At 65.1% G+C, this 14,567-nt stretch carries 11 protein-coding genes; 10 read left to right on the forward strand and 1 reads right to left on the reverse strand.

All coding sequences use genetic code 11. The features are described 5' to 3' along the window. Nucleotides 1-35: 35 nt before the first annotated feature. From oxc to frc (EV667_RS18985), 3 genes are all read left to right on the forward strand, one after another. Nucleotides 36-1,775, forward strand: a complete 1,740-nt coding sequence (gene oxc, locus EV667_RS18975; protein ID WP_131836935.1) for an oxalyl-CoA decarboxylase — start codon at nucleotides 36-38, stop codon at nucleotides 1,773-1,775. 100 nt (nucleotides 1,776-1,875) lie between these two features. Next, nucleotides 1,876-3,153: a formyl-CoA transferase gene (frc, locus tag EV667_RS18980; protein ID WP_131836936.1), complete on the forward strand. Its 1,278-nt coding sequence runs from the start codon at nucleotides 1,876-1,878 to the stop codon at nucleotides 3,151-3,153. Between the two features lie 391 nt (nucleotides 3,154-3,544). Next, a complete protein-coding gene (gene frc, locus EV667_RS18985; RefSeq protein ID WP_131836937.1) occupies nucleotides 3,545-4,795 on the forward strand; it encodes a formyl-CoA transferase in 1,251 nt (416 codons plus the stop codon). Nucleotides 4,796-5,129: 334 nt separating this feature from the next. Here the strand turns inward: frc (EV667_RS18985) and EV667_RS18990 are convergent, their stop codons facing one another. Continuing rightward, on the reverse strand, nucleotides 5,130-5,948 hold the full coding sequence (locus tag EV667_RS18990) for an IclR family transcriptional regulator (RefSeq protein ID WP_131836938.1): 819 nt from the start codon (nucleotides 5,946-5,948) through the stop codon (nucleotides 5,130-5,132). Nucleotides 5,949-6,330: 382 nt separating this feature from the next. Between EV667_RS18990 and gcl the strand changes: the two genes are divergently transcribed. The 7 genes from gcl to sucD all read left to right on the forward strand — a co-directional run bounded on the left by gcl (nucleotide 6,331) and on the right by sucD (nucleotide 14,367). Next, complete coding sequence (gene gcl, locus EV667_RS18995) at nucleotides 6,331-8,094, forward strand: glyoxylate carboligase (RefSeq protein WP_131836939.1); 1,764 nt, start codon at nucleotides 6,331-6,333, stop codon at nucleotides 8,092-8,094. Between the two features lie 183 nt (nucleotides 8,095-8,277). Continuing rightward, nucleotides 8,278-9,063 carry a 2-oxo-tetronate isomerase gene (gene otnI, locus EV667_RS19000; protein WP_131836940.1) on the forward strand — a complete coding sequence of 262 codons (786 nt, stop codon included), beginning with the start codon at nucleotides 8,278-8,280 and terminating at the stop codon, nucleotides 9,061-9,063. A gap of 49 nt (nucleotides 9,064-9,112) precedes the next feature. Continuing rightward, nucleotides 9,113-10,003, forward strand: coding sequence for a 2-hydroxy-3-oxopropionate reductase (locus EV667_RS19005; RefSeq protein ID WP_131836941.1), 891 nt, complete (start codon nucleotides 9,113-9,115; stop codon nucleotides 10,001-10,003). A 371-nt stretch (nucleotides 10,004-10,374) separates the two neighbouring features. Then, the gene (locus tag EV667_RS19010; RefSeq protein ID WP_131836942.1) at nucleotides 10,375-11,352 is read left to right on the forward strand and encodes a 2-dehydropantoate 2-reductase; all 978 of its coding nucleotides are present in this window, start codon (nucleotides 10,375-10,377) and stop codon (nucleotides 11,350-11,352) included. 12 nt (nucleotides 11,353-11,364) lie between these two features. Continuing rightward, entirely contained in the window at nucleotides 11,365-12,138 is a 774-nt protein-coding gene (locus EV667_RS19015; protein ID WP_131836943.1) for a fumarylacetoacetate hydrolase family protein, read from the forward strand. A gap of 133 nt (nucleotides 12,139-12,271) precedes the next feature. Further along, nucleotides 12,272-13,471 carry an ADP-forming succinate--CoA ligase subunit beta gene (gene sucC, locus EV667_RS19020; RefSeq protein ID WP_131836944.1) on the forward strand — a complete coding sequence of 400 codons (1,200 nt, stop codon included), beginning with the start codon at nucleotides 12,272-12,274 and terminating at the stop codon, nucleotides 13,469-13,471. Then, the gene (gene sucD, locus EV667_RS19025; protein WP_131836945.1) at nucleotides 13,471-14,367 is read left to right on the forward strand and encodes a succinate--CoA ligase subunit alpha; all 897 of its coding nucleotides are present in this window, start codon (nucleotides 13,471-13,473) and stop codon (nucleotides 14,365-14,367) included. Before sucC ends, sucD begins: the two co-directional genes overlap by 1 nt. Nucleotides 14,368-14,567: the final 200 nt, after the last annotated feature.

Consider the following 14,567-nt stretch of genomic DNA (forward strand, 5'->3'; position numbering starts at 1 on the left):
AAACCCGCCGAAGGACGTTTGGGAGGGAATACGGGATGTCCGCAGTCGCACAGGTAATTGACGTGAATGCCGCAGCTGAGACCGAACAGGAGCTCACCGATGGCTTCCACCTGGTCATTGATGCGCTCAAACTGAACGATATCGACACCATTTACGGCGTGCCGGGGATTCCGATCACGGATCTGGGCCGCATGGCGCAGGCCGAAGGCATCCGCGTCGTCTCGTTCCGCCACGAGCAGAACGCGGGCAACGCCGCCGCCATCGCCGGCTTTCTGACCAAGAAGCCGGGCGTGTGCCTCACCGTTTCGGCGCCGGGCTTCCTCAACGGCCTCACCGCCCTGGCGAACGCCACCACCAACTGCTTCCCCATGATCCTCATCTCCGGCTCTTCGGAGCGCGAGATCGTCGACCTGCAGCAGGGCGACTATGAGGAGATGGACCAGCTCGCCATCGCCAAGCCGCTGTGCAAGGCCGCCTTCCGCGTTCTGCACGCGGCCGATATCGGCATTGCGGTCGCCCGCGCCATCCGCGCGGCCTGCTCCGGCCGTCCCGGCGGCGTCTATCTCGACCTGCCGGCCAAGCTGTTCTCGCAGGTGATGGATGCCGATGCCGGCGCCAAGTCGCTGGTCAAGGTGATCGACCCCGCCCCGGCGCAGCTCCCCTCCCCGGCCGCCATCACCCGCGCGCTCGACGTGCTGAAGTCGGCGAAGAAGCCGCTCATCATCATCGGCAAGGGCGCCGCCTATGCGCAGGCCGATGACGAGATCCGCTCCTTCATCGAGACCTCCGGCATTCCCTTCCTGCCGATGTCGATGGCCAAGGGCCTGCTGCCCGACAACCATCCGCTCTCGGCCGGCGCCGCCCGCTCGACGGTGCTGAAGGATTCCGACGTCGTCCTGCTGATCGGCGCCCGCCTCAACTGGCTGCTGTCGCACGGCAAGGGCAAGACCTGGGGCGACGCCCCGAAGAAGTTCATCCAGGTCGACATCGAGCCGAAGGAAATGGACTCGAACGTCGAGATTGCCGCGCCGCTGGTCGGTGATATCGGCTCGGTCGTCGAGGCCCTGAGCGAGGCCATCAAGACTGGCTGGAAGGCGCCCGCCGCGGAGTGGATCGACGCCATCAACGCCCGCAAGGAAGTCAATATCGGCAAGATGTCTCAGCGCCTGCTGAAGAACTCGACCCCGATGGATTTCCATTCCGCGCTCGGCGCGCTGAAGCAGGTCATCAAGGAGCGCCCGGACGCGATCCTCGTCAATGAGGGCGCGAACACGCTGGACCTCGCCCGTGGCGTGATCGACATGTACCAGCCGCGCAAGCGCCTGGACGTCGGCACCTGGGGCGTGATGGGCATCGGTATGGGCTTCGCCATCGGCGCGGCGGTCGAGACCGGCAAGCCGGTGCTGGCCGTCGAGGGCGACAGCGCCTTCGGCTTCTCCGGCATGGAAGTTGAAACCATCTGCCGCTACAACCTGCCGGTCTGCGTCGTTATCTTCAACAATAACGGCATCTATCGCGGCACCGACACCGACCCGACGGGTCGCGATCCCGGCACCACCGTGTTCGTCGCCGACTCGCGCTACGACAAGATGATGGAAGCCTTCGGCGGCGTGGGCGTCCATGTCACGACCCCGGACGAGCTCAAGCGCGCCGTGGACGAGGCGATGGATAGCGGCAAGCCGACCCTCATCAACGCCGTGATCGACCCGGCCGCCGGCAGCGAGAGCGGCAATATCGGCAGCCTCAACCCGCAGAGCGTCGTGAAGAAGAAGTAAGTCAAACCGGGACGGGTGGGGAGCGGCAAATTCCCCACCCGTCCCATCCCCGCTGCAACGACACAACGGCGAAAAGCCGGGTCATCTCGAGAGGAACCCCATGGGCAAGGCATTGGACGGCGTTCGCGTCCTCGATTTCACCCATGTTCAGTCCGGCCCCACCTGCACGCAGCTTCTCGCGTGGTTCGGGGCCGATGTGATCAAGGTAGAGCGGCCCGGCGAGGGTGACGTGACCCGCGCCCAGCTGCGCGATGTCCCCAACGCGGACAGCCTCTACTTCACGATGCTGAACTCCAACAAGCGCTCCATCACGCTCGACACCAAGAACCCCGAGGGCAAGAAGGTCCTTGAGGAGCTGGTGAAGATTTGCGACGTGATGGTCGAGAATTTCGCACCGGGCGCGCTCGACCGCATGGGCTTCACCTGGGAGCGCATCCAGGAACTCAACCCGCGCATCATCCTCGCCTCGGTGAAGGGCTTCGGTCCCGGGCCGTTCGAGGATTGCAAGGTCTATGAGAACGTCGCCCAGTGCACCGGCGGTTCGGCCTCGACCACGGGTTTCCGCGACGGGCTTCCTCTCGTCACCGCCGCCCAGATCGGCGACAGCGGCACCGGCCTGCACCTCGCCCTCGGCATCGTGACGGCGCTCTACCAGCGCACGCTGACCGGCCGTGGCCAGAAGGTGCTCTGCGCCATGCAGGACGCCGTGCTGAACTTCTGCCGCGTGAAGATGCGTGACCAGCAGCGCCTGGAGCGCGGCCCGCTGCGCGAATACAGCCAGTTCGGCGAGGGCCTGCCCTTCGGCGATTCGGTGCCGCGTGCCGGCAATGATTCCGGCGGCGGCCAGCCCGGCCGCATTCTCAAGTGCAAGGGTTGGGAAACCGATCCCAACGCCTATATCTATTTCATCACCCAGGCCCCGGTCTGGGCGAAGATCTGCGACGTCATCGGCGAGCCGGACTGGAAGACCGATCCGAACTACGCCACGCCGGCGGCGCGCCTGCCCCACCTCAACGAGATCTTCCACCGCGTCGAATCGTGGACCATGGCCCACACCAAGTTCGAAGCGATGGAAATCCTCAACGAGGTCGACATCCCCTGCGGCCCGGTGCTCTCGATGAAGGAGATCGCCGAGGACAAGTCGCTCTACGCGACCGGGACGCTGGTCGAGATCGACCACCCCACGCGCGGCAAGTACCTCACCGTCGGCAACCCGATCAAGCTGTCGGATAACGATGTCGAGGTCGAGCGTTCGCCGCTGCTGGGCGAGCACACCGAGGAGATTCTCGCCGGGGTGCTTGGGTTCGGCGGCGACGAGATCGCCCGCATCAAGGCGTCCGGCGCCGTCGGCGAGCCGGTGCGCCTCGCGGCCGAGTGACGCCCGTTGCGTGAGGCTTTGCCGCCTGCGGGCGGCACAGGAAATTGACGGTCGGCGTTCACGCCGGCCGTCAAGCAGGCCTCCCGGCGGCGGGAGGAAACGAACGAACGGGGCGCCCGGCGAATAGCGTCGCGGCGCGTCGCGAGGAACGGTCTGCCGGGCGAAGAGCGCGATCTGCGCCGACGCCCGATGGAACGTGAGACCAGGGTGGACGAACAAAATCGTGAGTCGTTCCGAAGTCGATCCCCCCCTGGGAGATGTCTGCCGATCCCGTCGGGAATTGGGGGCATGGGGAGAAGTATGATGTCCATCCAAGAGGGATGGGCGTCTCATTCCGGCGGCAGGGTGAGCCTCCGTCGGACTGTTAACGGAAAAAGGGAAGTCGACTACAATGTCTAAGCCCCTCGAAGGTATTAAGATCATCGATTTCACGCACGTCCAGGCCGGTCCGGCCTGCACGCAGCTTCTTGCCTGGTTCGGCGCCGACGTGATCAAGGTCGAGCGCCCCGGTTCGGGCGACGTCACGCGCTCGCAGCTGCGTCATGTCAAGGACGCCGACGCGCTGTATTTCACCATGCTGAACTCCAACAAGCGCTCGCTGACGCTCGACACCAAGACGGCGCAGGGCAAGGAAGTTCTCACCAAGCTCATCAAAGAGTCGGACGTGATGGTCGAGAATTTCGGCCCCGGCGCGCTCGACCGCATGGGCTTCACCTGGGAGCACATCCAGTCGCTCAACCCCGGCATGGTTCTCGCCTCGGTCAAGGGCTTCTCGGAAGGCCACGCCTATGAGGACCTGAAGGTCTACGAGAACGTCGCGCAGTGCGCCGGCGGCGCCGCCTCCACCACCGGCTTCTGGGATGGCCCGCCGACCGTGTCGGCCGCCGCTCTCGGCGATTCCAACACCGGCATGCATCTGGCCATCGGCATCCTCACCGCCCTTCACCAGAAGGGCAAGACCGGCAAGGGCCAGAAGGTCGCCGTGTCGATGCAGGATTCGGTGCTCAACCTCTGCCGCGTCAAGCTGCGCGACCAGCAGCGCCTGGATGCTCTCGGCTATCTCGAAGAGTACCCCCAGTACCCCCACGGCGAGTTCTCCGACGTCGTGCCGCGCGGCGGCAATGCCGGCGGCGGCGGTCAGCCGGGCTGGGTGCTGAAGTGCAAGGGCTGGGAAACCGACCCGAACGCCTACATCTACTTCACCATTCAGGGCCATGCCTGGGCGCCGATCTGCAAGGCGCTGGGCAAGCCGGAATGGATCGACGACGCGGCCTACAACACCGCCGAAGCGCGCCAGGACAAGATCTTCGACATCTTTGCCTTCATCGAGTCCTGGCTCGCCGACAAGACGAAGTTCGAGGCCATCGACATCCTGCGCAAGTTCGACATCCCGTGCGCCCCGGTGCTGTCGATGAAGGAAATCGCCAACGACCCGTCGCTGCGCAAGAGCGGCACCGTGGTCGAGGTCGATCACCCCAAGCTCGGCAAGTACCTGACCGTCGGCTCGCCGATCAAGTTCTCCGACGTCGAGGTCGAAATCACCGCCTCGCCGCTGCTCGGCCAGCACACCAATGAAGTGCTCGCCGATCTCGGCTATTCGCAGGAAGAGATCGTCGCCCTGCACGACGCCAAGGCTGTCTGACCACTTTGGTCTGATCAACTTCCGGGCGGCGCGCCGGTCGCGCCGCCCGCCTCCCCGCGGGAAACCGCGCGGACCTATCGGCATTTCTCTCGAAGCTGCGCGGCTAGAGCATTTTCCGCGAAAGTTGAACGACTTTCGCGACGAGAAAATGCTCCAGCTTCTTAATTAATGAGCACCTTCTCTTCGATCAGGTGATTCCACCTGATCGGAAAGGGCTAAGCGGCGGAGTGGAATAGCCAACGAGCCTCCCGGAGCAGGACGAAGGTTTACCCGACGTTCGGTTCCTCCTAGGCGACTGGTGCCGGCGCTCAATGCGCCGGCATTTTTTTGCCGTCTACCGCCCCGAATATTGCGTCGTCAGCCGCCGCGCGGCCTCGCGCACGCGGGCGCCGAGATCGGCGATGCGCTCGGGCGGCATCCGCACCGTCGGCGCCGAAATCGAGATCGCCCCCACCGGCTCGCGCCATTCGTCCAGTACCGCCGCCGCCACGCAGCGCATGCCCGGCGTGTGCTCCTCATCGTCGATGGAGAAGCCGCGCTCGGCAATCTCGGCGAGGTCCGCCTGCAGGGCGCGCCGGCTGACATGCGTATGCTCGGTGTAGCGCTGGAGTTGATCACCGCCCAGCCAGGCGCGCCGCGCCTCCAGGTTCATGCCCGAGAGGATCGCCTTGCCACCACCCGACGCATGGATCGGCAGGTCGCCGCCGATGCGGAAGAAGGCGCGCACGGCCGCATGGCTTTCCACCTGCGCGACGCAGACCAGATGCGGCCCCTCGATCAGCGACAGGTTCACCGTCTCGTTCACCCCGTGCGACAGCTCGCGCAGCAGCGAACGGGCGATTTCCGGCAGCTTGCGGATGCGCAAATACGCCGAGCCGACGCGGAACAGGCCGATGCCGACCATCCACAGCCCGGTCGCGGCATCGTGGCCGACAAGGCCCCGCCGCTCCAGCGTGGTCAGCAGCCGGTGCACGGTGGAGGTCGGCAGTTCGGCGGCGCGCGCCACCTCGCTCAGCGTCAGCCCGTCCGCGAGCGCCAGCACTTCCAGAAGGGCGATGGCGCGGTCAAGCGACTGCACCTCGCCCCCGCCCTCTGTGCCGGTGGCGGAGGAAGGACGGCCACGGCGGCGCACGGTCGGAACAGCCTGGTTCATCCGCAGATAACCTCCGAAATTCGGGGACGGGAACACGGTCCCTGCCCACTCTCCGCTCGCCGCCGATCCATGCCACCGCTCGGTCGCGTCGCTTCCCCCGCATAAAGGCGCATCCGTTCTTTTTTCGCAAACTAGAAATACATCCCGTATTGCGGAAATGAGGATGACGTGGCATGTTTTCCGCGATTTCGGAAATTCATTCCGCAGCGCGGAAAGAATGATGCCGCTTTGCAGCATGCACCCGGTTCTCTGAACCCGGTGCCTGACAAGGCGTGCGGTGGCCGAATAAACGTTTTGAACAGGTCGGAATGGCCGGTGCCGGGCGCCGCCAGCCCCATGAGGGGCGAGCCCCCGCCAGCCTGCGACGCGAGGAGGAAGTGCCATGGCCAAGATGCGTGCCGTCGATGCCGCGATCCGGATTCTTGAGAAGGAAGGCATCACTGTCGCCTTCGGCGTTCCCGGCGCCGCGATCAATCCGTTCTATTCCGCCATGCGCGCCCGCGGCTCGATACGGCATATCCTTGCCCGTCACGTCGAAGCCGCATCGCACATGGCCGAGGGTTACACCCGCGCCGCCGCCGGCAATATCGGCGTGTGCATCGGCACCTCCGGCCCGGCCGGCACCGACATGATCACCGGCCTGTATTCGGCCGCCGCGGATTCGATCCCGATCCTCTGCATCACCGGCCAGGCGCCCCGCGCCCGCCTCTACAAGGAAGACTTCCAGGCCGTCGACATCGAATCGATCGCGAAGCCGCTCGCCAAGTGGTCGGTCATGGTCCGCGAGCCGGCGCTCGTGCCGATGGTGTTCCAGCAGGCCTTCCACGTCATGCGCTCCGGCCGTCCCGGCCCGGTGCTGATCGACCTGCCGATCGACGTGCAGATGGCCGAGATCGAATTCGACGAGGAGACCTATTCCCCGCTCGAGGTCTACAAGCCCAAGCTGACCCGCAAGCAGGCCGAGAAGGCCATTGCCATGCTCAACGAGGCGGAGCGCCCGCTCATCGTCTCCGGCGGCGGCGTCATCAACGCGGATGCGTCCAAGCAGCTCGTCGAGTTCGCCGAATTGACCGGCGTGCCTGTCATCCCGACCCTGATGGGCTGGGGCACGATTCCCGACGATCACGACCTGATGGCCGGCATGTGCGGCCTGCAGACCTCGCACCGCTACGGCAATGCCACGATGCTGGCCTCGGACTTCGTGTTCGGCATCGGCAATCGCTGGGCGAACCGCCACACAGGCTCGGTGGACGTCTACACCAAGGGCCGCAAGTTCATTCACGTCGACATCGAGCCGACCCAGATCGGCCGCGTGTTCGGCCCCGATCTCGGCATCGTCTCCGATGCCGGCGCGGCGCTGGACATGTTCCTCGATGTCGCCAAGGAAATGAAGGCCGCCGGCAAGCTGAAGGATCGCAGCGGCTGGGCCAAGGAATGCCTCGACCGCAAGAACACCATGCTGCGCAAGACGCATTTCGACAATGTGCCGCTCAAGCCGCAGCGCGTTTATGAAGAGATGAACGAAGCGTTCGGGCGCAACACCCGCTACGTCTCGACCATCGGCCTCAGCCAGATCGCCGGCGCGCAGATGCTGCACGTCTATGAGCCCCGCAACTGGATTAATTGCGGCCAGGCCGGCCCGCTCGGTTGGACCCTGCCGGCGGCGCTCGGCGTGCGCGCGGCGGACCCGGACGCGGAGATCGTGGCGCTCTCGGGCGATTACGACTTCCAGTTCCTCATCGAGGAACTGGCGGTGGGCGCCCAGCACAAGCTGCCCTACATCCACGTCGTCGTGAACAACTCCTATCTCGGCCTGATCCGTCAGGCCCAGCGCGGGTTCAACATGGACTTCGAGGTCTCGCTCGCCTTCGACAACATCAACGCCGAGGAAAATGCCGGCTACGGCGTCGACCACGTGGCGGTGGCCGAGGGCCTCGGCTGCAAGGCGGTCCGCGTCTCCTCGCCGAACGAGTTCAAGGACGCCTTCGTCCGCGCCAAGGCGCTGATGAAGGAGCACCAGGTGCCCGTCGTGATGGAATTCATCCTTGAGCGCGTCACCAACATCGCCATGGGCACCGAGATCGACGCCGTGAACGAGTTCGAGGACGTGCTCGACCTGCCGCTGGAAGGCGCTTCCAAGGCGTGAGCATGGGTTCGCGTTCATTCGCGGGCCGAATAATCTTTACTTTCCTCTCCCCGTTGGGGAGAGGTCGCCGCGTAGCGGCGGGTGAGGGAAAAAGCCTCCGCAGTGCGGTAGCTCCCTCACCCCACTCCTCTCCCCGCCGGGGCGAGGGGCCCGTCCATCTTCCGAATGCCCCAGGAGCGGTCCATGCCCCGTTTTGCCGCCAATCTCACCATGCTGTTCAACGAGGTGCCCTTCCTCGATCGGTTCGAGAAGGCCGCCGCCGCCGGTTTCACCGGCGTCGAATACCTGTTCCCCTATGACTTCCCCGTCGATGAGCTGGTCGCCAAGCTGAAGGCCAACAACCTGAAGCAGGTGCTGCACAATCTCCCCGCCGGCAATTGGGGCGGCGGCGAGCGCGGCATCGCGATCCTTCCCGAGCGCGTGGACGAGTTTCGCGCCGGCGTCGACAAGGCGATCGAGTACGCCACGGCGCTCGGCTGCCCGCAGGTCAACATCCTCGCCGGCATCGTGCCCGCCGGTGCCGACCGCGAGCTGCTGCACAACACCTTCGTCAACAATTTGAAGTTCGCCGCGCCGAAGATCAAGGAAGCCGGTCTCAAGCTGCTGATCGAGCCGATCAACACGCGGGACATTCCCGGCTTCTTCCTGAACTACACGAAGCAGGCGAAGGCGATCATCGAGGAAGTCGGCTCCGACAACCTCTTCATCCAGTACGATATCTACCACATGCAGATCATGGAGGGCGATCTCGCCCGCACCATCGAGGCGAACCTTGCCTCCATCGCGCATGTGCAGCTTGCCGACAATCCCGGCCGTAACGAGCCCGGCACCGGCGAGATCAACTACCCCTTCCTGTTCCGCCATCTCGATGCCATCGGCTATGAGGGCTGGGTGGGCTGCGAATACAAGCCGAAGGGCGACACCGAAGCGGGCCTCGGCTGGCTCAAGGAACTCGCTGGCGCGGCGTGAGGCCATGCCGGTCAAGAAACGAAACTCCTAGGAAAACGAGGATAAGACGATGGCGAATGTTGGATTTGTCGGTCTCGGCATCATGGGCGCGCCCATGGCCGGTCATCTCATCGACGCGGGCCACACGCTCTATCTCTACGACGTCAAGCCGGTTCCGGCCGAGCTGACGGGCAAGGGCGGCGTCGCCTGCGCCAGCGGCACGGAAGTGGCGAAGAACGCCGACATCATCATCACCATGGTGCCGGACACCCCCCACGTCGCCGCCGCCCTGTTCGGCGAAAACGGCATCGCGGCGGGCCTCTCGGCCGGCAAGATCGTCGTCGACATGAGCTCCATCGCTCCGGTCGAAACGAAGGAGTTCGCCAAGAAGATCAACGAGCTCGGCTGCGACTATCTCGACGCCCCGGTTTCCGGCGGCGAAGTGGGCGCCAAGGCGGCTTCGCTCACCATCATGGTCGGCGGACCGGATGGCGCCTTCGCCACGGTGAAGCCGCTGTTCGAGAAGATGGGCAAGAACATCACGCTCGTCGGCGGCAATGGCGATGGCCAGACCACCAAGGTCGCCAACCAGATCATCGTCGCGCTAAACATCCTCGCCGTCGGCGAGGCTCTGCTGTTCGCCTCCAAGGCGGGTGCGGACCCGGCCAAGGTGCGTCAGGCGCTGATGGGCGGCTTCGCCAATTCGCGCATCCTGGAAGTCCATGGCGAGCGGATGATCAACCGCACCTTCAACCCGGGCTTCCGCATCGAGCTGCACCAGAAGGACCTGAACCTGGCCCTGAACGGTGCGCGGCAGATGCAGATGGCGCTGCCCTCGACGGCTCTGGCGCAGCAGCTTTTCAGCACCTGCGCGGCCAATGGCGGCTCGGCCTGGGATCACTCGGCGCTCGTCAAGGCTCTGGAACTGATGGCAAATCACACCGTCGCGCCGGATGCCTGATACCATCTGAATTCATAATTCAGAAAGACCTTCGGGGGCGCTTGGCGCCCCCGAACTGTTTTTGGCGAGAAAAGTAAGCATTGCTGTCCGGCCAGTGAAACGCGGCACCCCGCGCCGTCTTTTGCGTATTCATTCAGACAATTGTTCTGGCCTATACACCGTGGACAAGGCGGTGTCGGCCGAAGTAACTTAAGTGACCCGTCGCAAACACGCCCCGCGAGGAAATGCGAAGCGGCTAAACATGCGCGACGTTTTATCACGCCCGTGCCTTCGCTCTTGACTAGGGGCTCATCGCACCTAATCATGGCATACAAAATACCAAACAAAGTTCCGGGCGCCGCGGGGGTAGCCTGGACATAGGAGGGAATCCCATGAAGGTCTGCATCTATGGTGCCGGCGCCATCGGCGGTTATGTCGGCGTTCAGCTCAAGCGGGCGGGCGTCGATGTCAGCCTCGTTGCCCGTGGCGCCCATCTCGAAGCCATGAAGAAGAACGGCCTCAAGCTGCTCATCGACGGCGAAGAGCGTGTCGAGCACATTCCCTGCTCCGACAACCCGGCCGAACTCGGCCCGCAGGACTATGTCATCGTCGCCCTCAAGGCCCATTCGGTGCCGGGTGTGGTCGATGCCATGCAGCCTCTGCTGGGCAACGACACCGCCGTGGTCACCGCCGTCAACGGCGTGCCCTACTGGTACTATTACAAGCATGGCGACCACCTCGAAGGTAAGACGCTGGAAAGCGTCGATCCCGGTGGCAAGCAGTGGGCCGGCCTGCGCCCCGAGCGCGCCATTGGCTGCATCGTCTATCCCGCCACCGAAGTGGTCGAGCCGGGCGTCATCAAGCACGTCTATGGCGACAAGTTCCCGCTGGGCGAGCCCTCGGGCGAGATCACCGAGCGCGCCACCAAGCTGTCGGAAGCCTTCACGGCGGGTGGCATGCGCGCGCCTGTGCTTCCCAACATCCGCGACGAGCTGTGGCTGAAGCTGTGGGGCAATCTCTGCTTCAACCCGATCAGCGCCCTCACCCACGCCACGCTGGACGTGATCGCCTCCGATCCCGGCACCCGTGCCATTGCCAAGGCGATGATGCTTGAGGCGCAGGAAATCGCCGTCCAGTCCGGCGTGAACTTCCGCGTCGGCGTCGAGCGCCGCATCGACGGCGCGGGCGCGGTCGGCGCGCACAAGACCTCGATGCTGCAGGATCTCGAACGGTCCCGCGCCATGGAGATCGACGCGCTGGTCACGGTCGTCCAGGAAATGGGCCGCCTCGCCGGAATCCCGACCCCCACCCTCGACGTCGTGCTCGCCCTGGTTCGCCAGCGCGCGCAGATCGCCGGCTGCTACAACTGAGTTCGGCGACACATGGCACACTGGGTTCGTTACCAGCGCTCGGGCGCTGCCGGCTTCGGCACGCTTGAGGGCACCACCATCACCGTCTACAGCGGCGACATGTTCAATGACGCCACCCCGACCGGAGAGCGCGTCGCGCTCTCCGAGGTCGACCTCCTCGCCCCGACGGAGCCGACCAAGATCATCGCGCTGTGGAACAATTTCCATGCCCTCGCGGCAAAGCTCAACTCGCCCGTCCCGGCCGATCCGCTCTATCTGCTGAAGGCCGGCTCCAGCCTCACCAGCCCCGGCGCCACCGTCCACCGGCCGGCTTCCTATGACGGCAAGGTCGTCTATGAGGGCGAGCTTGGCATCGTCATCGGCCGGAAGGCGACCGCCGTCTCCGAGGAACAGGCGGGCGACTACATCTTCGGCTACACCTGCGTAAACGACATCACGGCGGCGGACATCATCAACAAGGATGCTACCTTCGCCCAGTGGGTGCGGGCCAAGAGCTTCGACGGCTTCGGCCCGTTCGGCCCCGTGGTCGCGACCGACGTCGATCCCGCGAGCCTCGTCGTCTGCACCGTGCTCAACGGTGACGAGCGCCAGCGCTACCCGATCAGCGACATGGTGTTCTCGGCCCACCAGTTGGTGAGCCGCATCTCGCACGACATGACGCTGAACCCCGGCGACATAATTTGCTGCGGCACGTCGGTGGGCGTCGGCGTGATGAAGGCCCCGAGCAACACGGTGGATATCGTGATCGAGGGCATCGGCACGCTCAGCAACACCTTCGTGCAGTAGCGGCATAGGGCGCCTGCGTTTCGGCGCAGTAGCGTCTTGGCGCGTCAGCGCCTATAGGGAAATAGGATACGCCAATCGACGGGGGGGCCTTCGGCAGCCCTCCCGACCGTCCGGTTGTGGAGGAGCGGAATTTATGAACATCCATGAGTATCAGGCCAAGGGAGTGCTCCGCGAATACGGGGTCCCGGTGCCGAACGGCGTTGCCATTATCGACGCCGCCGAGGCGGAAGCCGCTGCGGCCAAGGTCGCCGGCCCGGTCTGGGTGGTGAAGAGCCAGATCCACGCCGGCGGGCGCGGCAAGGGCAAGTTCAAGGAGGCCGATGCCGGCGAGAAGGGCGGCGTGCGCGTCGTCAAGTCCGCCGCCGATGCCGCCGCCAATGCCAAGCAGATTCTCGGCAAGACGCTGGTGACGATCCAGACCGGACCGGCCGGCAAGCAGGTCAACCGCGTCTATATCGAGGAAGGCTCCGAGATCGAGAAGGAGTTCTACCTCTCCGCCCTCGTCGACCGCGCCACCTCGCGCGTCGCCTTCGTCGTGTCCACCGAAGGCGGCATGGACATCGAGGAAGTCGCCCACTCGACGCCCGAGAAGATCCACACCTTCTCCATCGACCCGGCCACCGGCGTGATGCCCCATCACGGCCGCACCGTCGCTCAGGCGCTCGGCCTCACCGGCGACCTCGCCAAGCAGGCCGGCGACATCGTCTCCAAGCTCTATGCCGCCTTCGTCGGCAAGGACATGGCGATGCTGGAGATCAACCCGCTGGTCGTCACCAAGGACGGCAAGCTGAAGTGCCTCGACGCCAAGATTTCCTTCGATTCCAACTCGCTCTACCGCCATGCGGACGTGGTCGCGCTGCGCGACGAGACCGAGGAAGACGCCAAGGAGATCGAGGCCTCGAAATATGACCTCGCCTATATCGCGCTCGACGGCTCGATCGGCTGCATGGTCAACGGCGCCGGCCTCGCCATGGCCACGCTCGACATCATCAAGCTCTACGGCGAAGAGCCCGCCAACTTCCTCGACGTCGGCGGCGGTGCCACCGAGGAGAAGGTGACGGCGGCGTTCCAGATCATCACCTCGGACCCGAGCGTGAAGGGCATCCTCGTCAACATCTTCGGTGGCATCATGAAGTGCGACGTCATCGCGCGCGGCGTCATCGCTGCGGTGAAGACGGTCGGCCTCAAGGTTCCGCTGGTGGTGCGCCTCGAAGGTACCAATGTCGAGGAAGGCAAGACCATCATCCGTGAAAGCGGCCTGAACGTCATCCCGGCGGACGATCTCGACGACGCCGCCCAGAAGATCGTCAAGGCTGTGCAGGGAGCCGCCTGATGTCCATTCTCATCAACAAGAACACCAAGATCATCACCCAGGGCTTCACCGGCAAGAACGGCACCTTCCACTCCGAGCAGGCCATGGCCTATGGCTCGAACGTGGTCGGCGGCACCTCGCCGGGCAAGGGTGGCGCGGTCCATCTCGGCCTGCCGGTGTTCGACACCGTCGCCGAGGCCCGTGACAAGACCGGCGCCGATGCGTCGGTGATCTATGTCCCGCCCCCGGGCGCGGCGGACGCCATCTGCGAGGCGATCGCGGCTGAGATCCCGCTCATCGTCTGCATCACCGAAGGCATTCCGGTGCTCGACATGGTGAAGGTGCGCCGGGCGCTGGACGGTTCCAAGTCCCGCCTCGTCGGCCCCAACTGCCCCGGCATCGTCACCGCCGGCGAGTGCAAGATCGGCATCATGCCGGCCAACATCTTCAAGCAGGGCAAGGTCGGCATCGTCTCGCGCTCCGGCACGCTCACCTATGAAGCGGTGTTCCAGACCTCGCAGGAGGGCCTGGGCCAGACCACCGCTGTCGGCATTGGCGGCGATCCGGTCAAGGGCACCGAGTTCATCGACATGCTGGAGATGTTCCTGGCCGACGACGCCACCGAGTCCATCGTCATGATCGGCGAAATCGGCGGCTCGGCCGAGGAAGAAGCGGCGCAGTTCATCAAGGACGAAGCCAAGCGCGGCCGCAAGAAGCCGATGGTCGGCTTCATCGCCGGCCGCACGGCTCCCCCCGGTCGCCGCATGGGCCATGCCGGCGCCATCATCTCGGGCGGCAAGGGCGGCGCGGAAGACAAGATCGCGGCGATGGAAGAGGCCGGGATCGTCGTGTCCCCCTCGCCCGCGCGCCTCGGCAAGACGCTGGTGGATGTGCTGAACAAGCGCGCCGCCGCCTGACCTCTCAGGCAGGCCTGCAACACAAAGCCCCGTGGCAGCGATGCCGCGGGGCTTTTTCATATGTCCGGCCGGCCAAGCATCCCGGCTCCCGTGCCGCGCCCTCTTCCGCGCCCGGCCGTTCCGCAAACACGGCCGCCATTATTCTAGCCCCGCCGGGTTGCTCCTGCCGACTGCCGCTCACGCCCGGACGCATGACGCCG

Origin of the sequence: Ancylobacter aquaticus, from assembly GCF_004339465.1 — a bacterium.
In the GTDB taxonomy this organism is placed as follows: domain Bacteria; phylum Pseudomonadota; class Alphaproteobacteria; order Rhizobiales; family Xanthobacteraceae; genus Ancylobacter; species Ancylobacter aquaticus.

Bases quoted from the DNA above. Each gene is read 5' to 3' on its own strand.
- oxc (WP_131836935.1), top strand. From the start codon at position 36: ATGTCCGCAGTCGCACAGGTAATTGACGTGAATGCCGCAGCTGAGACC.
- frc (WP_131836936.1), top strand. From the start codon at position 1,876: ATGGGCAAGGCATTGGACGGCGTTCGCGTCCTCGATTTCACCCATGTT.
- frc (WP_131836937.1), top strand. From the start codon at position 3,545: ATGTCTAAGCCCCTCGAAGGTATTAAGATCATCGATTTCACGCACGTC.
- EV667_RS18990 (WP_131836938.1), bottom strand. From the start codon at position 5,948: ATGAACCAGGCTGTTCCGACCGTGCGCCGCCGTGGCCGTCCTTCCTCC.
- gcl (WP_131836939.1), top strand. From the start codon at position 6,331: ATGGCCAAGATGCGTGCCGTCGATGCCGCGATCCGGATTCTTGAGAAG.
- otnI (WP_131836940.1), top strand. From the start codon at position 8,278: ATGCCCCGTTTTGCCGCCAATCTCACCATGCTGTTCAACGAGGTGCCC.
- EV667_RS19005 (WP_131836941.1), top strand. From the start codon at position 9,113: ATGGCGAATGTTGGATTTGTCGGTCTCGGCATCATGGGCGCGCCCATG.
- EV667_RS19010 (WP_131836942.1), top strand. From the start codon at position 10,375: ATGAAGGTCTGCATCTATGGTGCCGGCGCCATCGGCGGTTATGTCGGC.
- EV667_RS19015 (WP_131836943.1), top strand. From the start codon at position 11,365: ATGGCACACTGGGTTCGTTACCAGCGCTCGGGCGCTGCCGGCTTCGGC.
- sucC (WP_131836944.1), top strand. From the start codon at position 12,272: ATGAACATCCATGAGTATCAGGCCAAGGGAGTGCTCCGCGAATACGGG.
- sucD (WP_131836945.1), top strand. From the start codon at position 13,471: ATGTCCATTCTCATCAACAAGAACACCAAGATCATCACCCAGGGCTTC.